The sequence below is a fragment of the Streptomyces sp. NPDC057939 genome, from assembly GCF_042887545.1.
In the GTDB taxonomy this organism is placed as follows: domain Bacteria; phylum Actinomycetota; class Actinomycetes; order Streptomycetales; family Streptomycetaceae; genus Streptomyces.
Genome location: NZ_JBHVPG010000056.1, coordinates 23,276 through 45,322, shown reverse-complemented (window position 1 = coordinate 45,322; position 22,047 = coordinate 23,276). Strand labels below are relative to the sequence as shown.

General features: G+C 71.9%; 25 protein-coding genes. 4 read left to right on the top strand and 21 right to left on the bottom strand.

What is annotated here, in order from left to right:
- Nucleotides 1-93 precede the first annotated feature (93 nt).
- On the bottom strand, nucleotides 94-1,491 hold the full coding sequence (locus tag ACFVS6_RS36285) for a replication-relaxation family protein (RefSeq protein WP_389710809.1): 1,398 nt from the start codon (nucleotides 1,489-1,491) through the stop codon (nucleotides 94-96).
- Nucleotides 1,492-2,197: 706 nt separating this feature from the next.
- Here ACFVS6_RS36285 and ACFVS6_RS36280 point away from each other — a divergent pair.
- Complete coding sequence (locus tag ACFVS6_RS36280) at nucleotides 2,198-2,629, top strand: hypothetical protein (protein ID WP_389710808.1); 432 nt, start codon at nucleotides 2,198-2,200, stop codon at nucleotides 2,627-2,629.
- 1,086 nt (nucleotides 2,630-3,715) lie between these two features.
- On the opposite strand, the gene ACFVS6_RS36275 is transcribed toward ACFVS6_RS36280, so the two are convergent.
- Together ACFVS6_RS36275 and mobF are read right to left on the bottom strand one after the other, a co-directional pair.
- Nucleotides 3,716-3,913, bottom strand: a complete 198-nt coding sequence (locus ACFVS6_RS36275) for a hypothetical protein (RefSeq protein WP_389710807.1) — start codon at nucleotides 3,911-3,913, stop codon at nucleotides 3,716-3,718.
- Nucleotides 3,914-4,037: 124 nt separating this feature from the next.
- A complete protein-coding gene (gene mobF, locus ACFVS6_RS36270; RefSeq protein ID WP_389710806.1) occupies nucleotides 4,038-5,942 on the bottom strand; it encodes a MobF family relaxase in 1,905 nt (634 codons plus the stop codon).
- Nucleotides 5,943-6,275: 333 nt separating this feature from the next.
- Between mobF and ACFVS6_RS36265 the strand changes: the two genes are divergently transcribed.
- From ACFVS6_RS36265 to ACFVS6_RS36255, 3 genes are all read left to right on the top strand, one after another.
- Entirely contained in the window at nucleotides 6,276-6,581 is a 306-nt protein-coding gene (locus ACFVS6_RS36265) for a hypothetical protein (RefSeq protein ID WP_389710805.1), read from the top strand.
- A 112-nt stretch (nucleotides 6,582-6,693) separates the two neighbouring features.
- Nucleotides 6,694-8,193, top strand: coding sequence for a ParB/RepB/Spo0J family partition protein (locus tag ACFVS6_RS36260; RefSeq protein WP_389710804.1), 1,500 nt, complete (start codon nucleotides 6,694-6,696; stop codon nucleotides 8,191-8,193).
- Between the two features lie 43 nt (nucleotides 8,194-8,236).
- On the top strand, nucleotides 8,237-9,145 hold the full coding sequence (locus tag ACFVS6_RS36255; RefSeq protein ID WP_389710803.1) for a ParA family protein: 909 nt from the start codon (nucleotides 8,237-8,239) through the stop codon (nucleotides 9,143-9,145).
- Between the two features lie 140 nt (nucleotides 9,146-9,285).
- Here the strand turns inward: ACFVS6_RS36255 and ACFVS6_RS36250 are convergent, their stop codons facing one another.
- The 18 genes from ACFVS6_RS36250 to ACFVS6_RS36165 form a co-directional block, all read right to left on the bottom strand.
- On the bottom strand, nucleotides 9,286-9,978 hold the full coding sequence (locus tag ACFVS6_RS36250; RefSeq protein WP_389710802.1) for a hypothetical protein: 693 nt from the start codon (nucleotides 9,976-9,978) through the stop codon (nucleotides 9,286-9,288).
- Nucleotides 9,975-10,439 (bottom strand): NUDIX domain-containing protein, encoded by a 465-nt coding sequence (locus ACFVS6_RS36245; protein WP_389710801.1) that lies wholly within the window; start codon nucleotides 10,437-10,439, stop codon nucleotides 9,975-9,977. The genes ACFVS6_RS36250 and ACFVS6_RS36245 overlap by 4 nt, the downstream gene beginning before the upstream one ends.
- 22 nt (nucleotides 10,440-10,461) lie before the next feature.
- Nucleotides 10,462-10,641, bottom strand: a complete 180-nt coding sequence (locus tag ACFVS6_RS36240; RefSeq protein ID WP_389710827.1) for a hypothetical protein — start codon at nucleotides 10,639-10,641, stop codon at nucleotides 10,462-10,464.
- Nucleotides 10,641-11,123, bottom strand: coding sequence for a hypothetical protein (locus ACFVS6_RS36235; RefSeq protein ID WP_389710800.1), 483 nt, complete (start codon nucleotides 11,121-11,123; stop codon nucleotides 10,641-10,643). Before ACFVS6_RS36235 ends, ACFVS6_RS36240 begins: the two co-directional genes overlap by 1 nt.
- A complete protein-coding gene (locus ACFVS6_RS36230; RefSeq protein WP_389710799.1) occupies nucleotides 11,123-11,329 on the bottom strand; it encodes a hypothetical protein in 207 nt (68 codons plus the stop codon). Before ACFVS6_RS36230 ends, ACFVS6_RS36235 begins: the two co-directional genes overlap by 1 nt.
- A 23-nt stretch (nucleotides 11,330-11,352) precedes the next feature.
- On the bottom strand, nucleotides 11,353-11,631 hold the full coding sequence (locus ACFVS6_RS36225; protein WP_389710798.1) for a hypothetical protein: 279 nt from the start codon (nucleotides 11,629-11,631) through the stop codon (nucleotides 11,353-11,355).
- Nucleotides 11,628-12,068, bottom strand: coding sequence for a hypothetical protein (locus ACFVS6_RS36220; protein WP_389710797.1), 441 nt, complete (start codon nucleotides 12,066-12,068; stop codon nucleotides 11,628-11,630). The genes ACFVS6_RS36225 and ACFVS6_RS36220 overlap by 4 nt, the downstream gene beginning before the upstream one ends.
- On the bottom strand, nucleotides 12,065-12,742 hold the full coding sequence (locus ACFVS6_RS36215) for a GGDEF domain-containing protein (protein ID WP_389710796.1): 678 nt from the start codon (nucleotides 12,740-12,742) through the stop codon (nucleotides 12,065-12,067). Before ACFVS6_RS36215 ends, ACFVS6_RS36220 begins: the two co-directional genes overlap by 4 nt.
- An 88-nt stretch (nucleotides 12,743-12,830) precedes the next feature.
- Entirely contained in the window at nucleotides 12,831-13,106 is a 276-nt protein-coding gene (locus tag ACFVS6_RS36210) for a hypothetical protein (protein WP_389710795.1), read from the bottom strand.
- Between the two features lie 89 nt (nucleotides 13,107-13,195).
- Complete coding sequence (locus ACFVS6_RS36205; RefSeq protein WP_389710794.1) at nucleotides 13,196-14,041, bottom strand: hypothetical protein; 846 nt, start codon at nucleotides 14,039-14,041, stop codon at nucleotides 13,196-13,198.
- A gap of 92 nt (nucleotides 14,042-14,133) precedes the next feature.
- Nucleotides 14,134-15,096, bottom strand: a complete 963-nt coding sequence (locus ACFVS6_RS36200) for an AAA family ATPase (RefSeq protein ID WP_389710793.1) — start codon at nucleotides 15,094-15,096, stop codon at nucleotides 14,134-14,136.
- 94 nt (nucleotides 15,097-15,190) lie between these two features.
- Nucleotides 15,191-15,364, bottom strand: a complete 174-nt coding sequence (locus tag ACFVS6_RS36195) for a pRL2-8 (RefSeq protein ID WP_389710792.1) — start codon at nucleotides 15,362-15,364, stop codon at nucleotides 15,191-15,193.
- Complete coding sequence (locus ACFVS6_RS36190; RefSeq protein WP_389710791.1) at nucleotides 15,361-15,942, bottom strand: hypothetical protein; 582 nt, start codon at nucleotides 15,940-15,942, stop codon at nucleotides 15,361-15,363. Before ACFVS6_RS36190 ends, ACFVS6_RS36195 begins: the two co-directional genes overlap by 4 nt.
- Nucleotides 15,943-16,053: 111 nt before the next feature.
- Nucleotides 16,054-16,368: a hypothetical protein gene (locus tag ACFVS6_RS36185; RefSeq protein ID WP_389710790.1), complete on the bottom strand. Its 315-nt coding sequence runs from the start codon at nucleotides 16,366-16,368 to the stop codon at nucleotides 16,054-16,056.
- A gap of 28 nt (nucleotides 16,369-16,396) precedes the next feature.
- Nucleotides 16,397-16,864: an RRQRL motif-containing zinc-binding protein gene (locus ACFVS6_RS36180; protein WP_389710789.1), complete on the bottom strand. Its 468-nt coding sequence runs from the start codon at nucleotides 16,862-16,864 to the stop codon at nucleotides 16,397-16,399.
- A gap of 345 nt (nucleotides 16,865-17,209) precedes the next feature.
- Nucleotides 17,210-19,540, bottom strand: coding sequence for a hypothetical protein (locus tag ACFVS6_RS36175; protein ID WP_389710788.1), 2,331 nt, complete (start codon nucleotides 19,538-19,540; stop codon nucleotides 17,210-17,212).
- Nucleotides 19,541-19,647: 107 nt separating this feature from the next.
- A complete protein-coding gene (locus ACFVS6_RS36170) occupies nucleotides 19,648-20,028 on the bottom strand; it encodes a hypothetical protein (RefSeq protein ID WP_389710787.1) in 381 nt (126 codons plus the stop codon).
- A 21-nt stretch (nucleotides 20,029-20,049) separates the two neighbouring features.
- Nucleotides 20,050-21,942, bottom strand: coding sequence for a hypothetical protein (locus ACFVS6_RS36165; protein ID WP_389710786.1), 1,893 nt, complete (start codon nucleotides 21,940-21,942; stop codon nucleotides 20,050-20,052).
- Nucleotides 21,943-22,047 lie beyond the last annotated feature (105 nt).

Here is a 22,047-nt window from a genome sequence, read left to right as displayed (position 1 = left end):
GCCCGGCTTGCCCACCTCAGCCCATCCCGGCCGGGGTGGGCAAGCCACCATCCGAGGGTGGCTTGCCCAGGGTGCCCTTAGGCTTGCCCGCGCCTACCGGCGACGCCCGAACAAGCCGCGGGGCTTCGCGACGGGCGCTTCCGCCGCCGCACGTCCGGCTTCCTCCGCCTGCTGACGAAGCTGCTCCTGGCGCGCACGTTCGTCGGCTTCGGCCCACTGCTCTGCCACGACGGCCCGGCTCTGGCAGTCCTCGCACAGGTCCTTATGCGACTCGGGGTCGCGGGTGTACCCGACCGCTCGCCACCGGTCGTCCGTGAACTTCGCCCCGCAGTCCGCGCACGCCGGCCGCGCCGCCTCCCGCGCCGCGGTTCGCTCTTCCTCGCGGTGTCGCTCCTCTTCTCGGGCGGCCGCGCGGCGGCGGGCCATGTAGACGTCCCGGCGATGGTTGCCGATCGCGTCGTGCAGCGGCTCCAGGCGGTCGCGGCCGTAACGCCAGAACGCGGGCCCGGCCGGGCCGTGCTCGCGCAGCCGCTCCAGGGTGGTCGCCACGATGGGGATGCACCCGTCGTAGGAGTGGTAGCCGCCATCGGCGTACCACCGGCCCTGCCAGTGGGAGCGGGTGAGGTCGGCGACCTTCTCCATCTGCTTCTTCGCGGAGCGCTTGCCGACCTCGTGGAAGACGAGCAGGACCGGCGGGTGCACCCGCTCGTAGCCCTCCCAGGCAGGCGCGGACCAGCGGGTGCGCCACATCGGCTTCTCTTCGCCGTCGGTGTCCTTCTCCAGCCGGCGGAAGAACCGCAGGTACTTGTCGAACTTCGCGGCGATGAGGACCGCTTCCTCGGTGCAGTTGTCCGCCTCGATGAACAGCAGCGGCACCCCGTCACCGGGAGCGGTCACGACGACGTCGGCCCGCGCGCTGCCGACCGCGGGGTTCTTCCAGGTTCCCTTCACCGGGAGCGCGACCTCGGTGGCGTACGAAGTGAGGGAGCCGATCCCGTCCGGTGCTTCGACGGCGGCCTGCGCGGCGGCGACCGCTTCGGCCGGCTCCCCGACGACCAGGTCGAGGTCGGGCTTCGGGCGGATCAGCGCGATGACCGTCTCGTTCACCGTCATCGGGTGCGAAGCCCCCGAGCGGCCGGCGCCCTTGGGCATGCCGCCCATCTCCTCCGGCTCCCGATCCAGGTCGATCGCGGCGGCGGCCAGCCCGGCCGCGGTGAGGATGCGGACCTCCTCGTTGCCCCGGGTACGGCCGCCGTCGACGACCAGGCCGTGGCGCCGCAAATCGGTCGCCGCCCCGCGATGGGAGGCGGTCCGCGCTTCCTTCCGCTTGGCCGGCGTCTCCTTGAGCGTGTGGCGGTAGCTCAGGTGCGGCGAGGCGAGGCGCTGTATCTGATCGGCGGTCGCGACCTTGAGCACTCCGAGCACGGACAGCACATCCGCGCGCAGGTCGTTGGTCGATCCCGCCTCGTTCGTCTTCCTCTTCCCCGCCATCAGGATCGCCCTCCCCACAGCACAGGCCGCACCGCGGCCGACGGCGTGATCCCGGCCGCCGCTGGCGGCCGCCCCCCGGACCCGATGATCTCCTCCCCAGCCTTTCCTTCCAGGTTCAGGAGTAGAGAAGAGGGTTGTGACAATCCGGGAAGGGTACGAAAACCGGCTCTGACAAGGGGAAACGCCGAACGGCCGGACGTTGGGCACGGAAGTGGGTTCGGCAGTGGGAACGCAAGCGGCGGCGGCAGGAGCTCACCGGGGCTTGCCCACCGCTGCGAGCCGGTCACGGACGCCTCCCACGGGGCGGCACTCTCGCGGCGTGCAGGACTCCATCGTGCCCTGCTGGCGCCGCTGCGGGAAGGGACGGCCGGGGACAGCGCAGGGGCGGGTGCGGGCACGAGGTCCTCGATCCTCCCGGCCGGGCCGGGGTGGGCAGTGGTTCATCCGTCCCACGCGCATCTGTCTCGCGTGCGGGACAGATGCCACCCTGCTCGATCACCCCTTGCCCGCCGTCCGGCACTCCACCCGACCGGCGTCCGCTTTCGGCGCGTTGGGGCTTGCGCAACCGATTTGCCCGTGGCCGACGCCACACCGCCCGGCCACGCGACGGTGCGCACCGTTCCTCTGTCCACAGGCCCTGGCTCCGAGGCTGTGACCAGCAGGCCGGACGCAGCAGGCGCGCGGCCCGTACAGGAAGGGATTCGTCATGGAGACGACGTCGCCGCAGCTGCCCCAGCTCGCCCCGGAGCAGATCCGGAAGGCCGCCGACTACGTGGAGCTGGTCTGGCAGGAGCAGGGCAGCGAGGAGGAGAAGGCCGCGCTCGCGGCGTTCCACGCCGACGGCCCCGAGCTGGCCCGGCTGATCGGTGAGTTCGGTGCGCTGCTGCTGGCCGACTACATCACCGTCGTGCCCGACGAGCACGCCGACTGCGAGTCCGCGTACGTCATGGACAAGCTGGTGACGGTGGCGAGCCGGTACCTCAAGCGGTGGTGCCTCGCGAGCGGCGCCGGGGCGCACACCGCGTGGATCGCGGCCGGGTTCCTGATCGAAATCATGCAGGAGGTCGATCAGGTGAGCCAGTTCCTCGCCGACGTCCGCGGCGACGCCGCCCGGTGGCCGGCGGCCGCGGCGTCCTGAGCTCAGCAGGATCCGGGACGGCGCCCGGGGACGGAGATTTCTCCTCCCCGGGCGCTGTCCTGTTCGGGCGGGATGTCGCAGGTAGCGAACGCGGTCAAGGAACGATGCACCCTCCCGGACTGGCCCGGCATCCGGTGCACAGCATCGGATGCCGGGCACTCCCCCTCGCGATGTCGTGCACTCCCGAGGCGATGCAGGGCACTCCCACCGCGATGTCGTGCATCGGATGCGGTGCATCGTGCGGACATCGGATGCGGTGGCGGCCATCGGGTGCGCTCCACTCCGCACGATGGCGTCCACTCCCGGGCCGGTGGTGCGCCCGCCGCGCACCTCGGGTGCGGTGGTGCGCATCGCCGGAAGTGGGGGTGCGCATCGTGGTGCGGTCGGTGCGCGCACCGGCCCGTACGGGCGGGCCGGCAGGTGCGCGCACCACGGCCTGGTCGTACGCCTCATGGCGCGTGCGGCGCGGTCCGGGCGGTGCGCGGGCTGCTGCGACGAGGGCCCGGATCGAGCGAAGTCCCCATATCACACACCCCCTTGACTTCGGTCCTGCCGAAATCCCATATGCACGTTATGCGCGTCCCATCTGTGCGGCAGATCACACGGAACGGGTGCGGGGGTGGGTCCGGTGGGCGCGCTTCGGTGGGGCGGCCAAGTGGTGCGCACCGGCCCGGACAGGCGGTGCGCTGGGTGCGCGTACCGAGGATGTGGTGCGCGCACCAGGGCCCACCGGTGCGCGCACCGTCACCTCCGTGAGCGCACCGCGATGCGCACCGGTGCGGTGCCCGGCGGTGGGCGACATCGTCGGTGCGCGCACCGGTGCGCACGATGCCGTTCATCGTCACCGCACGGTGCGCACCGCCGGAGCGGGTGCGCGCACCGGATGCCTCGATGTCCCGCACCTCCCACCTGCCGGGTGCACCGGAGTGGAGTCCACCCGATGTCGCGGTGGAGCCCGCTCCCCCCCGGTGCACTCCGCGGTGGACTCCACTCCCCTCAAGTGGATCCCGACGGTGGGCTCCACTCCCCCGGCGTCACACCGTCCATCGCGCCCACCGGGTGCGCGGTGGGGTCCACCGTGTCCACTCACCAGAAGTAGCGGCGGCGAAGGCGGGCGGTGCGCCACGGGTTCGGCCGGCCTCCGGGGTACTGCCGGGAGCGGCGCCGGACGGGCCGCGGCTTCGGCGACGGGTACGGCGCCGTTCGCAGCCGGCTGGCGTCGGCGAGGTGCTCCAGGCGCTCCCGCTGCTTCGGCGAGAGCTGTATCAGGATCAGGTCGACCATGGTTCCTCCTCGTTCACGGGGGCGGTCCCCGTACTCTCGCCGCGCCCTGATGTCTCCGCGGCCGGGGTGCTGGGTGCGTGCCGGGTGCTGGCGCGGTGGCTTCGGGCTGCGTCCCGTCGGGCGGTCACGGCCGGGGACCGGGGCCCTGGCCGTGACCGGGCTGCTGGTTCTGCTGCTCGTGCTCCTGGCGGCGGCCGTCGTCCGGGACGTCGGGCGCGGCCGGGGGCTTCTTGTCCTCGTAGGCGCGGCGGCGGGCGTTGGTGGCGTGGGTGATGGCGGCGAGCCGATCCAGGTTCTTCGGTGTGCGCAGCCACGTCGCCGCGTCGGTCGTGCGGCCCTCCAGGTACTCCTCGGGCATCGCGGCCTGCTGGTGGGCGTGGATGGCGGCGGCCCGCTGCGCCGGGGTGAGGGCGGCGTCCCGGCCGGGGTGGTCGACGGCGTGCGGTGGGGCTGATGCCGGGTCGTGGTGCTGCTCGCCGGTGTGCGCGGCGGCCGACGTCGCGGTCGGGGCGTCGTCCTGCCCGGGGGCCGTGGTGCGGGTGGCGCGGATCGCGTTGCGTACGGCGAGGCTGGCGACCCGGGCCCGCTCGTAGCGGGACGACTCCCGGGGCGGCTTGCCGTCGGTGCCCGCGATGAACCAGGGGTCGGGCTCGGGGAAGTCGGCGGTGTAGAAGATCTGGTCGGCGGCCGGGGCCCGGCGGCCGGGCTGGGGAACGGTGGTCTGGCGGCCGTGGTCGGACAGGGCGCGGCTGGCGATGTAGTCGTCCAGGCCGCGTGTGAACTCGCGGCCGCGCAGGGTCTCCAGCAGGTGCCGGCGCGCTTCGGCCAAGACGTGGCGGCGGGCGAACCGGCCGCGCACGGTGAAGACGACCGCGGCGACGTCGACGGCGGCGAGGACGACGTCGACGTGCGGGTCCACCCGGGCGCGGATTGCCGCCCCCGCCGCGCGGCAGCGTTGCAGAAGCCCGTCGACCATCTGCTGGCCGAACTTCAGGAGCGCGGACGCCTTCCACCACGCAAGCAGCTGCTCCAGCGGGCGTGGGGTCTTCTTCTCACGGCGGGTCTCCTGCGCCGCCCACCACCCGAGACCCTCGCGGGCCTTCTCGCCGGGCAGCCGTCCGTGCTTCTGCACGTATTTGTAGGTCAGGCCCTCCAGGGCGTCCTCGATCTGCTGGCGGCGGGTGGCCGACCAGTCGATGAGCTGGGAGTCGACACCGGCTATCTCCATGACGGGGCGCAGGCCCGGCGTCACCTCCCGGGGCACGGTCGCCAGACCCAGCTCCTCGCAGACCTCGGTCGTGATCGCGAGGGTGTACAGCGTTCCGGCGGCCACCACATGGCGGTAGAGCCGAACCGTGTCCAGCGCGCCCCACACCGGATCACCGTCAGCGTCCAGGCGCTGCACACGGTTGAGGATCAGACAGTGCTCGTGCAGGAGCGGGAAGCCATCCCGGTTGTCGTTGTGCCGGAAGGCCGCGACCACGAGGGCCGGCGTTTTCGCGCGGCCGCGGCCGGAGGACCACCTCGTTTCCGCGACCTCGTCCTCGAGCCAGCGCAGCACCCTGGCGATGGCCCGCTCGTGCGCCCGCTCGATGACCCGGCGGGTGTGGGCGTCTCCCAGCGCCCACAGCACGTGCAGGGACGCCTGCGGGCGGAAGGTGAAGTCCAGGGCAAGCAGCGGGGTCTGCTTGCGGGCCTCGATCTCCTCGATCGGCTGCCCGAGCACGGTCGCCCGCCGGGCGGTGGCCGCGTCGGCGCCGTCGTCCAGGAGGTGCTGCTCGATGCGGTCGGCATCGGGGTGGCGGCCCTGCCCGAAGGCGAGCTCCATCTGCCGCTCGGAGACCTCCGAGCCCTCGGTGAGCCCGAGCGCGGCCAGACCGCGGCCCAACCACCGCCCCGGCGGGAGACCGGCCATCTCCTGGGCGTCCTTGAGGGACAGGCCGACCGGGCGGCGACCATCCCCGAAGGCAACTCCCCGCACGTAGTAACGCCACGCGTTACGCCTTTGGACCTTCGCGACACTCAGCATCCCCACAGGGGACACCGGCTCTGACCTGCGGAAAAGAGCGATCCCGTGGGGCGGGACAGTTCACCGGAAGTTCACGGCCGATCCCGCCCAGCGGGCATTTCCGAAGGCACCGCGCCCGCCCGGCGGAGCCATGTAAATGCTGCGCGGCCACCCCGCCACACCCGCCCCACACACCACGAAAACCGCAAGTAGACGACTCCAACGTCAACGAGCGCCCTACTGCGTACCTCTCCCCCACTCAGCGGCCAAGGACGCCGCACTCCTGCCCCGCGTCACCCACTCTCCGCCCCCGGCAACGAAAGCCGGGGGCTTCTTGCCGCCTGGAGGACCGACGTGCCCACCTACGAGACCAAGACCCGATTCGACAACGACCTGCGCCGCCTCACCCCCGAACAGCGGCAGCGTTTCTGCCGGGCCGTCAGCGCCTTCGTGCACGACCTGCGCGCCGACGGACGCTTCCGCGCCGGCCTTCGCATCAAGCAAGTCAGTGGATTCCCCCACGTCTACGAGCTCACCTGGTCCATGGGCGCCGGCCCCGCAGGACGCGCAACGTGGGAATACGGGGCCGCAGTACGTCCTGGCACACCCCATGTCATCTGGCGTCGCATTGGCACCCACAACATCCTCACCGGCCCCTGACCTGGGGTCCGCTCAGCTACTTTCACGCGGGAAACCGATCCGGTCTGGCTGAGGCCGGGGACGCTGCCCGCTAGGGTTCGGTCCGACAGGTTGCACCACCCCGGAGGACAAGATGACGACGCCGCTGCCTCGGCCGAAGCGTGCGAAGAAGGGCGAGGGCGGCGGTAGCGGCACTCTGCGAGCCGACCGCGAGAAGGCCGGCCTTACGGGCAGCCAGGACATCCACGCCTTGCCTCCCGAGGACGGCGAGCTCCTGGAGCTCGATCCGGAGACCATCTCGCCCAACCCGATGAACATGCGCCTTGAGCTGCGCGACATGGACTCGATGATCGCGGACGTAGGCGAGCGCGGTGTCCACACGCCGGGCATCGTGATGCACACCAAGGTCTTCATGGAGTTCTATCCGCAGTGGGCTTCCAGGGTGAAGCACCCCGACCGGACCTTCATCCTCGGGCCTGGTCACCGACGGCACGCCGCTGCGCTCGCGACAGGGCGCGTCATGCCTGCGGTCCTCCGTGATGACATCGCCCGGAACCGCCGCGTCGAGGAAGAGCTGGTCTCCGAGAACAACAGCCGCTCCGGGCTGTCGCCGATCGAGCAGGCCCTGGCGATCGACCTGCTGCGTCAGCGCGTCCACGAGGACGAGGACCGGGCCCTCAGCTTCGACGAGGTCGTCGAGCGGGCCGGATCCGCCGCGGGGACGGTGTCGAAGTACCTCGCGCTCCTCAAGCTCCCCGAAGAAGTCCAGCAGGCTATTCACGTCGGTGACCTGTCGATGCGCGCTGGCTACTCGCTCTCGATCCTCAAGGGCGCCGACGGGAAGAAGGACTCCCCGGAGGCGCACTCCCTCCAGCTGCGCGGCTGGCAACTGATGCGGGACGAGAAGCTGTCCGTGGAGGCCGCCAAGAACCGGGTGGCCTTGGAGGGGCAGCAGCAGTTTCACGCGGGAAAGTCGCTCGTCGCCCCAGTGGCCGTGCCGGAACCGCGAGAGGAGAGCACCACCCAGGCGGGGGAGAACCAGGCCCCTCCCGGTGAGGCGCCGAAGCCGGTGACGGCTCCCAGCGAAGGCGGTGAGGCGGCGCAGAGCAAGACCGCTGGCGCACCGGCCGCCGTCGCGGTCATCGACACGACCGATGGAGCCGCGGCCGCCGCTTCGCCGGTCTCGCCGCCCGTCGATCCCGAGGTGCTCCGCAAGGCTGCGGCGGACCAGCGGGACTTGGCGTGCCGGCTGCTGCTCGCTGAGGAGCGATTCGCGAAGGGGGCGGAGTCGAACGCCCGGCTCGTCACCATGGTGCTCAACCCGAACGAGTGGAAGCAGGCCGCGGCGAAGGCCCACGGGTGGCTGGTGGAGCTCAAGAAGGGGCCGTCCAGCAAGAAGCGTCCCGCCGACTACTTCACGGCCGTCGCCGCGTCCGAGGACTCCGGCCTGATGCACCGTGCCGCCTTCGCCATCGGCCTGGCCGCCGACGAAGTACGGGCCGCTCAGCCGGACCGGGCGTGGGACGCTCGCGACGTCGCGCACATTCAGTTCCTCGCCACCAGCCGCGCTTCGTACCAGCTCAGCGAGTGGGAGCAGCAGCAGGTGGAGCTACTTTCACGCGGGAAACAGTGACCGCCCGCCCCCGACAGGATGGCTCAGCCTCCACGGAGACCAGATGACCAGCACACTCGCGAAGACCAGGGCGCAGAACGTCAGGCGCGCCTACAAGGTGTTCATCTTCGCCCTCAAGGCCGGCGGCACGGCCAAGACGTCCACCACCACGGCCCTCGCCGTGCAGCTGGGCCTGCGCGGCTACCGCGTCCTCGTCATCGACCTGGACCCGCAGTGCAACGCCACCCGGGTGCTGGGACGTCGTGTGTTCAAGCCGGGGCAGAAGAGCCTCACCGACGTGATGGCGGACAAGGCGCAGCTCAAGGACATCATCGTCCAGGCCCGGTACCGTACCGATCCGGACGGCGACGGGGACGACTCGTTCACCGAGATCCCGAACGTCTGGATCGCTCCCGGCGACCTCGATCACCCAGACATCGACGACGCGGAGCGGATCCTCAACGCTGAGGACGGGAACGTCTTCTGGCTCAAGGACGGCTTGGACGACCTGGCGGAGGAGTTCGACGTCGACGTCGTCCTCATCGACCCGCCGGCCACGTACGGCCGCCTGACGGTCACGGCCCTCGTGCTCCTGGACGACGAGACCGAAGGCGCGGTGATCCCGCCGGTGCTGTGCACCTACAAGGAGGCCGACGCGCTGGTCCGGCTGGAGAAGAAGCTCAAGGAGATCAGCGAACGCCGCATGTACCAGCGGCGGGGGATCCGGCCGCAGATGAAGTACGTGATGGCCTGCGCCGCTCCCACAGCATCGTTCGGGACCGAGGAGCACTGGGAGACGTTCAACGAGCTCAAGGAGGAGTACGGCGACATACTGCTGCCGCCAGTGCACTGGTCCGGCGTCGCGACCAAGATCTACCGCAACGAGTGCGCGGTGCCGATCCTCTCGCCGAACTCCCGACCGGCTCAGGACTACGCGAAAGTCGCGACAGCTCTGGGCTTTCCGCACCGCTGATAGCTACTTTCACGCGGGAAAGTAGCTATCAGCTAGGCCCGGAAACGCACGAAGGCCCGTACCCCCTGCGGCATCCGCAGGGGGTACGGGCCTTCGTGGTGGTCGGGGTCAGGAGGCAGGCGTGCATCGGCCTCGGGCGGTCACGCGCTCACTCCCGCGACGGCGGCGTCCAGGAGGGCGACGGCGTCGGCCTCGTACGGGTCGGCGAACAACTGGTGGTCGCTGACGTCGAACGGCGCGTACCGCACGCCGACGCGATAGCCGGGCACGAGGGTGGTCTCCCGCCCGTCAAGCGCGGCAGTGATCCGGTCGTGGTCCTGCTGGGCGTGCCGGGTCTGGGTGTACGGCCCGAGGCGCAGCAGGGTGTAGCCGTCCAGGCTGTCGTCGCGCTTGCGGGCCTCGATGTAGAGGGCGTAGTGCGCGGGTTGCATGCCGATGTCGTCGGGCAGGGTCAGGCCGGCGGCGGCGTGGGTGAGCATCGTGTAGCCGGGCTGCCAGAAGCCGGGGATCGACGTCGTCTCGCAGCGCAGCCAGCCGCGGTTGGCGTAGCCGAGCTGGCGGCCGTGGAGGTAGGCGCCGGCGTGCGGGGTGTCGGGGTGGACCAGGGCGACGGCGATCAGGTCGGGGCCGTGGTCGTCGCCGGGCCGGGTGTGGGCGCGCTCGATGAACGGGCCGACCCGTACGGCGATGTCCCGGGCGCTGCCGGGCGTCCAGGGCTCGGGATTGCGCAGGGCGGTGAGCGTCGCGCGGAACTGGTCGACGACGGCCTGGTCCTCGGGGCTCAGGGCGCCGGGCGCGTTCCCGCAGCGGCGGAAGAGGGAGGGTCGCTTCATCGGGTGGACTCCTGCTCCGGGGTGAGGTGGGCCGTGAGGGTCAGGGCCGCGCTCAGGATCTGCGCGTGGTCGAACGCCAGCCGGTCCGGCAGGCCGTTTACGGGCCACCAGCGGGCGGTGCGGGCGTCGTCCCCGGCGATGATCGGGGTGTCGGCGGGGACGGTGGCCAGGTACGCGACGGTGACGTACCGGCCGCGCGGGTCGCGGCCGGGCTGGTCGAAGACGCCGATCTGGCGCAGGTCGCCGGCGGCTACGCGGACCCCGGTCTCCTCAGCGAGCTCCCGAGCGGCGGCCTGGCGGCTCGTCTCCCCCGGGTCGACGTGTCCACCGGCGCAAGCCCAGTGGCCTTCGAACGGGGGCCAGTCGCGCTCGATCAGCAGGATGTCGCCGCCGGGCGTCAGGACGACGACGTCGGCGGTGTAGCGGATGGTCTCGAACGTCTCAGTCTCGGTCTCGGTCATGTGCGCCTCTCAGCTGGTCGGGCTATCGGGTGGTGGTGTCGGTGACGACGAGGAACTGGTCGCTGCCGAGGTCCATCACGACGTGGGCGTCGGTGCCCTGGGCGCGCTGGGCGGCGGCGTATTCGTCGGCGGGCCAGGAGCCGCGGGGGTGGCCGGCGGGGAAGCGTTCCAGGACGGTGCGGGGCTGCGCGGCGGTCGCCATCACGCATCGCCGCCGTGTACGCGCTCGTGGATGTCGATGAGGGTGGTGATGGCGTCGGGGTTGTCGGCCAGGCCGACCCACTGCCCGCACGCGGTGAAGACGGGCACCGTGTCGGTGTCACCGTCGAAGATCACGAAGTAGTTGCCGTACCGGTCGATGACCATCTCGCCCAGGACGGGGACCAGCGCGGTGTCGAGGACCTCCAGGACGTCCACGGTGAGCCGGGCGGGCTCGCCGGGCGCCGACGGCTGAACCAGGGTGCCGGTGACGCGCAGCAGGTCGCTGGGCTGTATGCGGGTCAGCAGCTCGTGGACGATCCCGGCGTCCTTGGCGGTGCAGGAGACGACGGTGTCGGGGGCGTCCTCGGGGAGGGTGTCCGCGTCGACGGGACGAACGGTCAGGTCGAACGAGGCGGTGCCGTGCGGGCCGGGGGCCGGGATCGCGTCGACCCAGCCGTCGACGGCGCAGTGCGTGGTGTCCATCAGCTGGCCTCCGCAAGGGTCTGGGTGGGGCGAGGGGAGCGGGGTCGGGGGGTGCGCTGCGCGAGCACCAGGAGCTCGGCGTTGCGCTTCTGCTGCGCGGGGGTGAGGGGCCGGGCCTTCGCGGCGCCGTGGCGGTGCCAGAGCGGGGAGGCCGGCGGCTCGGGGTAGGCGAGAGCGTGGTCGACGTCGCGGTCGGTGCTGCTCATGGGGACCTCCGAGGGGGAGGGGTTCAGGCGTGGGTGGCGCGCTGGGTGCTCTTGGGCTGGGTGTCGGAGGCGAACCGGCCGAGGCGGGCCTCAACGGGGTTCGCGGCGATCCATTCCTCAGCGCACGCTTTGTGGACGGGCTCCCCGGAGTGGGAGCGCATCGGCGTGGGCTGTTCGCACAGCACGCAGGGGCGGTCCTGCCAGCGGTCGAAGTGCTGGCTGTCGCGCCATTCCAGGAGCGCGCCGGGAGCCGGGACCAGGCCCGGCTCGAACGGCGGCTTCCTCTTGCCCCGGGTGGTCACGGCCGGAAGTCGGGCAGCTGCTGGAACACGCGCTCCAGCAGGTCCGGCTTCGGCTTCCACGGGACAACCTGTCCGCGCGCGGGGACGGGCAGGGGGAGCTCCTGGACGTCGTCGAGCACCAGGTGCCAGGCGCCCGGGTGCGCCCACTCCGAACAGAGCGGCGCTTCCTCGAGGTCCTGGTGGCAGTCGGTGATCCGGGCGACGCCGACGACCACGCCGGTGACCAGCTCGCGGTCGCGGATCGTGCGGCCGATCAGCGGGACGCGCAGGGCGGCCCGGTCGACGGTCCGGCTCGTGTGCAGCAGCACCCAGCCGGTCCGCCACCGGGCGGGCCTGTTCTCCACCGTCTTGGCACCGGCGAGGATGCAGGCCGCGTACGGCTGCCGGATGCTGATGCCGCGGATCCAGTCGCCTTCGGGCAGGGTCGCGGCGCTCATGCGGCCCGCCCCCACACCGCCGTGCCCGGACGGCCGGCGCGGCGGCCGTTGATGGACGGCACCGTGGCGTGCTGCCGCGTGGCGAGGACGGCGCGGCCGGAGTGCTTGCCGTCGTACAGGGCGGCGTCGGCGGCCCTCTGCAACACGGTCAGGTCGCGGGAGCCGACCGAGGCCGGGGCCGCGGCGCCGACCGAGGCGGCGACGTCGACGGTGCGGCCGTCGTCCAGGGCGACCGGCGAGTGCAGCATCCGCACCAGCTGCTCCAGGCGCTGCGCGCGGCGGCCGGCCTTCAGCTCCAGGACCACGGCGAACTCATCGCCCCCGAGCCTGCCGACGGACGCGCGCGGGCCCGCCCACGCGGTGAGCCGGGCCCCGAACGCGGCGAGGACGGCATCCCCGGCCGGGTGGCCCATCGTGTCGTTGATCTGCTTGAAGTGGTCGGCGTCGACCATGACCAGCACCGTGTCGTCGCCGTGGCGGGCCAGGACCCGACGGGCGCGGGCGGTGTAGGCGTCGCGGCGCAGCAGGCCCGTCAACGGGTCCTTCTCCTTGGCGGCGATCTGCTTGAGCAGCACCGTCGCGTGGACGGCCCAGCCGGTCAGCGGGACGGCTGCGGCGGTGATCAGGAGGGTGCGTGGGCCGATTCGGCCCGTGGTGTGCAGGACGGAGTCCATACTGGTGTCTCCCTCTCGTCTCGTACGGGATGGGGAACCCGGGGCAGGCGACGGTTTCCACGCCTAGAGCGCCTGTCCCGGGGCGAATTCACATCAGGCTGTTGGGGCTGACCCACGCCGTGGTGGTGGCCTTGTGCCAGTCCAGGACCCAGTCGGGACGCAGGCCGCGCGCGGCCCATCCGTTGCTGGAGTCGTCGGGGGCCGGGCGGCCGGCGGACATGTGCTGCACGGCCCGGTCGTAGGCGTTGCGCGCGGCGGCCAGGGCCTCGTCCTCTCCGGCGGCGTAGCCGGTGAAGACGTGAAGACCTCGCCGCTCCTGGTCCGTTGCGTGATGTATCGGGACGTCGACCTCGTATCGGCGCATGACGTCCAGCTCCTTTCCGTGCTTGGGGGACCACCGCGACCGCCCCGGCCTCCGTCGTGCGCAGAGGCCGGGGCGGCACGGAGCGTCCGTCAGGCGCGGTAGGTGGGCGGTCGGACTCCGGCGCGCAGCTCGCGGATGATCGAGCAGGGACCCTTGGTCGCGCAGTAGGCGTCGTCGGTGTCCGGGAGGGCGTTGCCCGTGGTGCCCCACATCTCGCGGGCGGCCGCGTTCACGGCGCGCAGCATCTCGCCCTTGTTGGGGCGGCAGTCGCTGTTCTTGTCGCCGACGCCGTGCCGGTGGGCGCTGATGAGGTGCTGGCGGGCCTGGCGGGCGGCCCAGCGGCGGCTGCTGGGGCCGGTGTTCTCGTGGACGTGCCCGCAGTCGTGGAAGGTGTCCATGTGGCAGCCGGTGCAGTGGTAGGTGATCAGCTGCTGCGGCTCGCTGTCGGGGAGCCACTTGCCTTCGAACTCGTAGACGATGACCTCGGCGCCCGGGATCTCGGTGTGTGCGAAGGCGGTGACCAGGCCGACGCCGTCCGCGATGGCGCCGCGCGCGGCCACGTTCCAGAAGGTGCGGGGGAGGAAGGTCTCCCAGCCCTTGCCGTGGGGCCACTGGGCGTACATGACGCCCTGTGAGGCGTCGAAGGTCGCGGTGCCAGCGGTGTTCTCGCGCTGGTACTGCTCGATCTGGGCGATCGAACCGAAGTACGTGGCGCTGAATTCCTCGGACTCCAGGAAGATCAGGCCGTAGCCGTCGGGGCGGGTGTCGTGGCCGTTGTCCTTGAGGATGTCGACCATGTCCTCGTAGCCGGGGTTTCCCGGGGCGATGGTGCCGACGAGCGGTAACCGGTAGCGGTCGCAGCTGGTGACGTGGGCCGGGTTGGTGTCGCTGACGTGGTGCGCGGTGCCGTACGTGTTCGTGATCGTGATGCCCATGGCGGGGTGCCCTTCCGGAGATGGTGCGGGGCGCCGGGTGTGCCCGGCGCCCTGCGGGGTGGGGTTGTTCGGCGAAGCGTCGGCGGCGCGGCTCACTCGCGGATCGCGTCCGCGTACTGCGCTTCGAGGTCGGCGCGGCCCTCGGGGTCGTCCTCCTGGTCCTCGTCGGTGTTCGAGCCGTGGGTGGTGCAGACGATGTCCTCGTCGTCGTCCAGGTCGCCGTTCAGCGCCCGGAACAGGCAGGTGATGCTGTAGGCGGGCGCCCAGGCGGGGCAGGTGCAGTCGTCGTCGTGCGGGCAGGGCACCATCACGTCGAAGCCGATGTCGCCCTCGCCGTCCACGTCGGTGCGCAGGGCGAGGGTGAGGTGCTGCTGGCCGAGGCGGATCTCCGCGACGCGGTCGCCGCCGGCCACGTTCGAGCCCGGCTTCCACTGCCACAGCGGCAGGATCTCCTCGCCGAAGGTGCGGCGTACGAGGTTCAGGGCGCCGAGGCCGTCGCCACCGTCCAGTCCGAGGTCGGCCTGCCGGGTCTCGCTCAGGCGCTCCAGGTAGGGCAGCAGGCGGCCAAGGCTGTCGGAGTAGACGATCTCGGGGAAGCCCTCGGACTTCAGGGTGCGGCGTGCGGCGAACATGTCGTCGTGCTGCTGGGCGACGACCTCTTCCGGCACCGTGCGGTTGGCGGGCCGCGGGACCTGCCGCTGAATGCAGACGCTGCCGGGCGTGGTGAGCAGGACCGCGATGGGGAGCATGTCGTGGCGCTTGGCGGCGGCGACCAGCGGCTTCCTGGCCGCGGCCGTGACGTTGGTTGCGTCGACGACCGTGAACAGCCGGCGGCGCATCCTCGCCTCCAGGAGCAGGTGCAGGGCAGCAACCGCGTCGCCGGTCGCGTCCTGGTCGCCCGCGTCGTCGCTGACGACCTCGCGCAGCGCGTCCAGGGACAGGACCTGCGAGGCGGGCCAGGTGCCCGCCAGCGTGGACTTCCCGGCGCCGGAGGGGCCAATGAGGACCACGACGCTGTGCTCGGGCATCGGCGGGTAGAACGGCATCACGGTCATGCGGATTCTCCTAGCAAGTGAGGGTGCCGGGCAGCCCGGATGAGGCGCTGCCCGGCATGGTCGGTGAGCAGAGCGGCTGCTGCCCGCAGCGCCGTCAGCGGACGATCATGTGGTCGGGGTGGCCGTTGGTCATGTGGTCCACGCACTGCGGGCAGTCCTCACGCGGGCCGAGCCCGGCGTGGGCCTGACGCCCGGCGTACGCGTGGAACCAGCACTGCGTGCACTGCCCCCGGGGCGGGCTCTCCGCCTTGGTGTTCGCGCGGGTCACTGGCGGGCGCCGGGGCGGGTGGTGAGCCAGACGGTGACGGCGGCGGCGCCGATCCCGATTGCGCGGTGGAGCGCCGCGTCCAGCTCCATCCACGAACTGCCCGGCCCGGTGATCTCTTTGGTGACCGCGCCCTCGTCGTCGAGGCGGACCGCCTGGCAGTGCTCGATGTAGCCGGTCTTCTTGGTCTTCTTCGCGAGCCACAGCAGAACAGCACCGCGGTCGATCGCGGCATGCGTCGAGGCGTTGATGGCCGCGCCGGCGAGCAGCGCGGCCGGGGTGACGCGGTAGCCGAACGCCCGGGTGATCGCGATGGTCGCCCCGAGCTGCACGGCGGTGTACGAGGCGACATGGGAGGCCACGGCACGCCTGCCGAGCGTGGTGGTGGTCATGGTCGGGCGGCTGGAGTCCTCGGTGGCGGGGGAGCCGTCGGCGTGGACCAGGTCCTCGCCGTACAGCCGCTTCCGCGACGCCGTCTTCGAGCCCTGGACCCAGTGATCACAGGCGGGGTGGAGCTCACCGAAGGTGGCCAGCAGGGTGCCGAAGAGGGCGAGGCGCTCGGTGGTGAGGTGACGGGGCATGCTGGAGGTCTCCTGATCTCGCTTGCGGGTGAGGGAGCGGGTGGCCGGCCCTTTGCCGATGCGCGGCCGCCCGAGGTCCGGCCCCGGCCACACCGGCCGGGGTCGGGTCGTTCAGAACGGCGGCCCGTCCGGCCAGGCCGGGACGGGCAGGAGCCGGACGCGGAGCTCGCGCCGGTCGGACCAGCAGCCGCACGCCTCTGTCTCCGGGAACGGGCCGCCGGTCCACCAGCCGCCCGCGCCCCGGCAGTCGGGGCAGGAGCGGCGGGGGCGGGGCTTGAGCTCGATGCGGTGCCAGTCGGCGTACAGCCGCCAGTGGCCGGACTCGAGGACGGCGGCCGCGGCGACCGTGACGAGCACGGCGGCCGCGACCAGCACGGCGGTTCGGGCGCGCAGGGTCGGGGCCGGGCGAAGGGGTGGACGAGCCACGGTGACTCTCCTTCGAGGGGTTCGTTGGTCAGGCGGCCAGCCGGTGGACGACCGGGGCCGTGGAGGCGAGGTAGGTGTCGGGGCTGGGCTCGTAGCCGCGGGCGCAGGGGTCGCAGCAGCCCTGGGTGCGCAGCGGGAGGCAGAAGTAGAAGCGCCTCCCGCAGTGGCCGCAGGTCTGGCGAGCTGCCATCGCCTTGTCCAGGGCCCACTCCTGAGCGAGCGTCGGCGTGCGCTTGGGCACCGCCAGGTCGACGCGGAGCAGGAAGCCCCGGGTCGGGTGTCGGCAGGACCACTGCGGGCGGGTCGCGCACAGCCTGCACCGCAGGATCGCGACCGGGCCCTCGTTGCCGCCGGGACTCAGCTGCATGTCCCGTAATACCCGTCTGGTCACGAGCCCTTCGGGCACCGTGCCGCGGTCGAACTCCGGCAGCGCCGCGTCCTCGCGCAGCACCCGGGTCACCTCGCGGCGGCGGCGCCTCGTTCGGCGGCGCGGCATCACCGGCTCCAGGTGCCGGGGAGCCGGGCGGGGCGCTGTGGGTAGCGGGGGCCGGGGCGCTGCGGGCGGGGTCGGCCGATGCGGCGGCGCGGGCGGGGGATGAGCACGGGTGTCCTCCAACAGGGTTGATGGCGGGCAGTGCTGCGCCCCGCCGGCGGGGCGACCGTCGGCGGGGCGGGAGGGGTGAGGCGTGCGGCCGGGCGGCCTGTCCGGTCCTCGCCCGGCGCGAAGGCGGGATGGGCGAGGGCCGGGCAGAGCGTCGGGTCGGATTTCCTTCGGTGCGGACGAGTGGGGACTGCCACGGCGCGCCTCCTGTGGGGGATGCGCGCCGTTGTGGGGCAGCGGTCAGGCGGCCTCTTCGCCGCTCTCGTTCGGCCGGGGGCCCAGGGCGACCCTGGAGTTCTTGCCGTCCTTGACCCGGTGGATCTTCCCGGCCTTCTCCAGCTTGTTCAGCACGTTCGCGAAGGTCGACTCGGCGACCCCGCAGGCGGCCTGGAGCTGGCCCCGTTCCACGTAGTCGACGTCGTCGGGGTCGATGTCGTCGCCCTGGTCGAGCATGTCGACGTACATGGGGTCGGACTCGTCGCGGAGGGCGGCCAGGACCTTCTCCTCCGAGGTGAGCTCCTTGGCCTTCGGGAGGTCGACGCCGGCGAACGACATTCCGGCTTCGCCGGTCCCGCCCTCGGCGTCCTTCTCCTCGAAGCCGGGGATGGGCGTCATGGCCAGCTCCTCCATGCGCGCCTGGTCGCCCCACCAGGGCACGTCGACCGGGGCCATGATGTTCTCCGGCCGGATGTGCTCGGTGGCGTCTTCCAGGGTGTCGACGCGCATCATGCCCGCGCGCCCGCCCGGCGCGGCGACGTAGCCCAGGCCGAAGGTGCGGCGCGGGTCCGACTCCGCCATGGTCGCGTCGTACACCAGGGCGTCGTCCTCCTCCACCCACACCGGCGGGATGAGCGAGGGGTCCAGCCCGTCGAAGCCGGGGGGAAGGTCGCCCAGGTTCACCTGGTCGCTGTCCGTGCGCAGGATGATCCAGGTCCCGCCGGCCAGGAGGTTGGCGCGGATGGCCTGCTCGCCGCCCAGCTGGTCCAGGTTGACGGTCTGGTTGATCAGGACCCAGGGCATGCCCATGGAGCGGGTCAGCGAGGCACCGTCCTTGACGATCTTGACGGCCTCCTTGCGGTTCTCTGCTCCCGGGGCCAGCATCTGGGCGGCCTCGTCCAGGATCGTGGCGCAGTACGGCCGCATCGCGGACGGCTCGAAGTTCTTCAGGTCCAGGCGGGCGGCCTCTTCGATCCGGTGCTGGAGGACCCACCAGGACAGCCGCATGGCGCCCAGGGCGCCGTACTTGGTCAGGCCGCTGTAGGCGGCCATCTTCGGGATCGCGGGGTTGGATGCTCCCTTGGGGTCGCCGTAGATCTGGGCCATGCGGTTGGCGTGGTAGGCCAGGCTGATCATCTGGCCCGTGCCGCCCTTGCCGGAGCCGGTGGTGCCGGCGATCACGACGTGCAGGGCGCCCAGCTTCGGGTCGAACAGCTGGAGTTTCGCGGGGAACCCGCTCACGATCTTCCCGATGTTGACCCAGCCGCCCGGGGTGGCCACCAGGGAGTCCAGGCCCTGGAAGTCGTGGCCGGCCTCCAGCGGGTTGTGGTCCATGATGCGGATGATCGCGCGCCTCGGGTCGCGCCGTCCGGGCTCGTAGGAGACGAGGTCGATGGAGCGGCGCAGCGCTCCGGCCAGCTCTCCGAGGTTGACGACGCGGGGGAGCGCGTCCAGGTCGTCGTCGGCGACGACGCGCGCGACCTGGCCGCCGGTGTTCACGTCCTCGCCGACCTCTTCCAGGTGGGTCTTGGGCAGGACCCGCGCCTGGACCCGCTTCCAGGCGCCCTGGAGCGTGGAGGGGTCCAGCTCCGGGCGCTGGGTGTACCAGACGGTGATGAGCGCTTCCCCGGAGTGCGCGCCCACCTTCAGGTGGATGTCGTCGACCGTGCGGCCGAAGAGGCTGGAGACGGCCTCTTTCGACACGTTGACGGAGTCTCCGAGTGCCGCGGTGATCCGGCCTTCCCAGCGGTCGGCGTAGATCACGACGTCGGAGAGGATCTGGTTGCGGTGGCGGCCGTTCTTCGGGTCGCTGATCACCCGCCCCCAGGCCGCGATCATCTTGTCGGCCAGGGACACCGCGGCCGGACCGCCGGTATTGGCCGGGGCGGCCTGCGTCGTCGGCTGCGCCGGGACCTCGATCTTCTGCCTGCCGAAGACGCGGCGCAGGCGCCAGCCGGTGAAGGCGACCGCGGCCCACCAGCCCAGCGACAGGATCCCGGGAATGGTGGTCGGCTCGAAGACACCGGCCATCAGCGCCTCGGACGCCTCGGCGCCGCCCAGCTGGCCCAGGGCCAGGCCCATGCCGGTGGTGATCGTGGAGATCCCCATGGTGTCGCGGTGCGCCCGCGCGATGTCGATCCCGGGGAGCTGGTTGGCCCAGCGGCCCAGGCGGTTCATGTAGTTGGCGCTGGCGAACGTCGCACCGGCCAGGAAGCCGGCCCCGACGTAGGCCGCCGCGTTCGGGTCCAGGTAGGGGGCCAGGATGCCCACCCCGACGGGGAGGGCGATCTGGAGCGCAGCGGCGGCGCGCTCCGCAGGCTCCGCGTTCGGCACGGTCTTGGTGAGGGTGGACATCGGGCTACTCCTGTCTGGGTACTGAGGGATCGGCAAAAGCGCGGCCGGCCCGCAGGGTGTGAGCCCCGGGGGCCGGCCGCGCCGGTGGTGGTGTGGTGGTGGTGGTGCTACTCCTGCTCGAACCAGTCGCGGCTGACCTTCTCCAGGTCGGTCACGTCGGAGCGGTCGAACGCCTCCTGGAACCCGGCGTGGGTGGTGCGGGCCTGGTCGCCCGCGGCCTTCGCGGCCTTCGCGGTGTCGGACGTCTTCGACGCGTAGTCGATCGCGGCCTCCGACACGCCGCGGATGATTTTCGCGAGCTCCTGGCACTCCGCCAGGGAGTCGCGGTCCACGCTCTTGGCGCCGAGCGCGTCCGCGTCGGAGGCGGTGTCGTCGGCCAGCTCCTTGATGGTGTCTGCGGCCTTCTTGACGCCCTCCGCGTTGCGGGCCAGGGCCTTCTCCTTGGCCTGCGTCTTTCGGACCAGGACCTTGTACGTCAGCTCCGCCATGATTTTCTGTCCCTCCTGTTGCTACGCGGCGGGCGCGTAGGAGCCCTTGTCGTTGTAGAAGCGCAGCTCGGCGGGCTTGGTCTCGTCGGAGTCCACGACGGCCTTGTAGAGCGGCGCGTACCGGGTCCCGATGTTGGTCAGGACGACCTTGCACATCTCCGCCGCCCGCTGCGCGCGCTTGTGGAGTTCGGCGGCCTCGGTCGCCTGGGCCTTCGCCGCGTCGGCCAGCTTCGACAGCGTCGCGGCCAGCTTCTCGCCACCGGCGACGGCCTTGGCCTGGTCGGCCAGCTGCTGGCAGTCCTTCGCCTCGTCCTCCGCCGCGGCCTCGAGCGACTTGCACGCGTCGGCCACCTTGATCAGGTGGGTCTCCTTGGCCTCCAGCTTCCGCTCGTACTGCTTGAAGTTGCGCAGCTCCTTCCGGCTGACCGTCCCACGGGCACCGTCCGTGCCCAGGGTCAGCGTGTTCGCGTCGATCTGCTTGACCAGCAGGGGCTTCACGTCCGTGCTCACTCCGTCGTCTCCTGTCTCCGGCGGGGCGATGACGATCGTCCGGCCGCCAGGCCCTGTGACCGTCGTTCCCTGCTGCTTCGGGTCGTCCTGCTTCGGTTCCTGCTGCTTCGCCTTGTGGTCGGCGTGCGCCTGGTCCAGCCGCTCGTGCTCCTTGCCGTTCTCCTCCCGCTTGTCCTGGTAGCCGTCCTTCGTGCCCTTGGCGTACGCCTTCACGTGGTCGACCGCGTTGCGGACCGCGGAGCCGTCGCCGTGACCGACCTCCCGCGAACGCTGGAGCGGGGTCCGGGTGTCGGCCCCGTTCGAGCCGTGGCCGGCCGCCGCGCCGTTCTTGCCGGAGCCGCCGGCGCTCCCGGAGGAGCCACTCGAACCCGAGCCGCCGCCCTTCCCGGAGGAGCCGCTCGAACCGGATCGCCCGCCGCTCCCGGAGGAGCCGCTCTTCCCGGATCCGCCGCTGCTCCCCGAGGAGCCGCCCGAGCCCTGGCCGCTGCCGCCGCCCTTCTTCAGGTCGACCTTCTCGCCCTTGCCCTTGTCGGCCTTGTCCTTCGAGGTGCCGGAACTGCCGCCGGACGAACCGCCCGACGTCGATCCGCCGCCGCTTCCGGAGGCACCGGACTTTCCGTCCTTGCCAGCCTTTCCACCGGCTCCCGCGTTTCCCGAAGAGCCGTCCTTCCCTTTGCCTCCGGAGTCCTTCGCACCCTTGGGGCCGGTGTCCTTCGGCGAACCGCCGCCACCGTTTCCGCTGGTGCCGCGCCCGCCGCCGGATCCGCCGCTCCCATTCGAGCCGGACGAGCCGCGCCCGCCGCCTCCGGTGGCACCACCGGATCCGCCACGTCCGGTACCCGTGGAACCGTTCCCGGTGGAACTCCGGCCCGAATTCCCGCCGCTGCTTCCGCCGGAATTACGGCCCCCGCCACCGGACCCTCCGGAGCCGTTTCGGGTGGGAAGCCCAGGCGATTTCATGACCGTAGTGGTCCGGGCCTCTTTCACCTGGTGCGCCCCGGCCCTGGCTTTCTCCAGGTCGAGGCGTTTGTTCGCGGTCCCGCCGCCCTTTGCCCAGCGGGTCGCGCCCGCCCGGATCAGAGTTTTGAACACCCCCTCTTTGTGCCGGGCACCGGCCGCGTCCGATCCGGCCCCGGTCAGGTCCTCAGGGGCCTTGAACTGCTCACTGGTGACGCCCGGGGAGGAGCGGTCCACCACGCCGTCGGCGTCCGCCTTCGCGGCCGGGTCGTCACCGTCCGGCCGGGCACCGGCGGTCGCGGTGACCGGTCGGGCGGGCTCCACCGCGGCCATCAGCGCGGCCATGATGCCGGTGTCCGCGGCGGGTGCCGGAGCGGTGCTGGCGGCCGGCGCAGCGGGCGGCTCGGGGGGTCCCACGGGGACCGGGGGCGCCGTATCGGTCGCCATGTTTTCCTCACTCTCTGTGGTCGCCGGTGGTTCCTTACTCCTTACCTCCCAGCGGAGAGCGGCCGATCCTCCGGACCATGGGAGTCCGATTGCGGCGCTCTCCGC

What these genes read in the sequence shown, in the direction of transcription:
- ACFVS6_RS36285 (WP_389710809.1), bottom strand. Translation starts at nt 1,491, where the DNA reads ATGGCGGGGAAGAGGAAGACGAACGAGGCGGGATCGACCAACGACCTG.
- ACFVS6_RS36280 (WP_389710808.1), top strand. Translation starts at nt 2,198, where the DNA reads ATGGAGACGACGTCGCCGCAGCTGCCCCAGCTCGCCCCGGAGCAGATC.
- ACFVS6_RS36275 (WP_389710807.1), bottom strand. Translation starts at nt 3,913, where the DNA reads ATGGTCGACCTGATCCTGATACAGCTCTCGCCGAAGCAGCGGGAGCGC.
- mobF (WP_389710806.1), bottom strand. Translation starts at nt 5,942, where the DNA reads ATGCTGAGTGTCGCGAAGGTCCAAAGGCGTAACGCGTGGCGTTACTAC.
- ACFVS6_RS36260 (WP_389710804.1), top strand. Translation starts at nt 6,694, where the DNA reads ATGACGACGCCGCTGCCTCGGCCGAAGCGTGCGAAGAAGGGCGAGGGC.
- ACFVS6_RS36255 (WP_389710803.1), top strand. Translation starts at nt 8,237, where the DNA reads ATGACCAGCACACTCGCGAAGACCAGGGCGCAGAACGTCAGGCGCGCC.
- ACFVS6_RS36250 (WP_389710802.1), bottom strand. Translation starts at nt 9,978, where the DNA reads ATGAAGCGACCCTCCCTCTTCCGCCGCTGCGGGAACGCGCCCGGCGCC.
- ACFVS6_RS36245 (WP_389710801.1), bottom strand. Translation starts at nt 10,439, where the DNA reads ATGACCGAGACCGAGACTGAGACGTTCGAGACCATCCGCTACACCGCC.
- ACFVS6_RS36240 (WP_389710827.1), bottom strand. Translation starts at nt 10,641, where the DNA reads ATGGCGACCGCCGCGCAGCCCCGCACCGTCCTGGAACGCTTCCCCGCC.
- ACFVS6_RS36235 (WP_389710800.1), bottom strand. Translation starts at nt 11,123, where the DNA reads ATGGACACCACGCACTGCGCCGTCGACGGCTGGGTCGACGCGATCCCG.
- ACFVS6_RS36230 (WP_389710799.1), bottom strand. Translation starts at nt 11,329, where the DNA reads ATGAGCAGCACCGACCGCGACGTCGACCACGCTCTCGCCTACCCCGAG.
- ACFVS6_RS36220 (WP_389710797.1), bottom strand. Translation starts at nt 12,068, where the DNA reads ATGAGCGCCGCGACCCTGCCCGAAGGCGACTGGATCCGCGGCATCAGC.
- ACFVS6_RS36215 (WP_389710796.1), bottom strand. Translation starts at nt 12,742, where the DNA reads ATGGACTCCGTCCTGCACACCACGGGCCGAATCGGCCCACGCACCCTC.
- ACFVS6_RS36210 (WP_389710795.1), bottom strand. Translation starts at nt 13,106, where the DNA reads ATGCGCCGATACGAGGTCGACGTCCCGATACATCACGCAACGGACCAG.
- ACFVS6_RS36205 (WP_389710794.1), bottom strand. Translation starts at nt 14,041, where the DNA reads ATGGGCATCACGATCACGAACACGTACGGCACCGCGCACCACGTCAGC.
- ACFVS6_RS36200 (WP_389710793.1), bottom strand. Translation starts at nt 15,096, where the DNA reads ATGACCGTGATGCCGTTCTACCCGCCGATGCCCGAGCACAGCGTCGTG.
- ACFVS6_RS36190 (WP_389710791.1), bottom strand. Translation starts at nt 15,942, where the DNA reads ATGCCCCGTCACCTCACCACCGAGCGCCTCGCCCTCTTCGGCACCCTG.
- ACFVS6_RS36180 (WP_389710789.1), bottom strand. Translation starts at nt 16,864, where the DNA reads ATGCCGCGCCGCCGAACGAGGCGCCGCCGCCGCGAGGTGACCCGGGTG.
- ACFVS6_RS36175 (WP_389710788.1), bottom strand. Translation starts at nt 19,540, where the DNA reads ATGTCCACCCTCACCAAGACCGTGCCGAACGCGGAGCCTGCGGAGCGC.
- ACFVS6_RS36170 (WP_389710787.1), bottom strand. Translation starts at nt 20,028, where the DNA reads ATGGCGGAGCTGACGTACAAGGTCCTGGTCCGAAAGACGCAGGCCAAG.
- ACFVS6_RS36165 (WP_389710786.1), bottom strand. Translation starts at nt 21,942, where the DNA reads ATGGCGACCGATACGGCGCCCCCGGTCCCCGTGGGACCCCCCGAGCCG.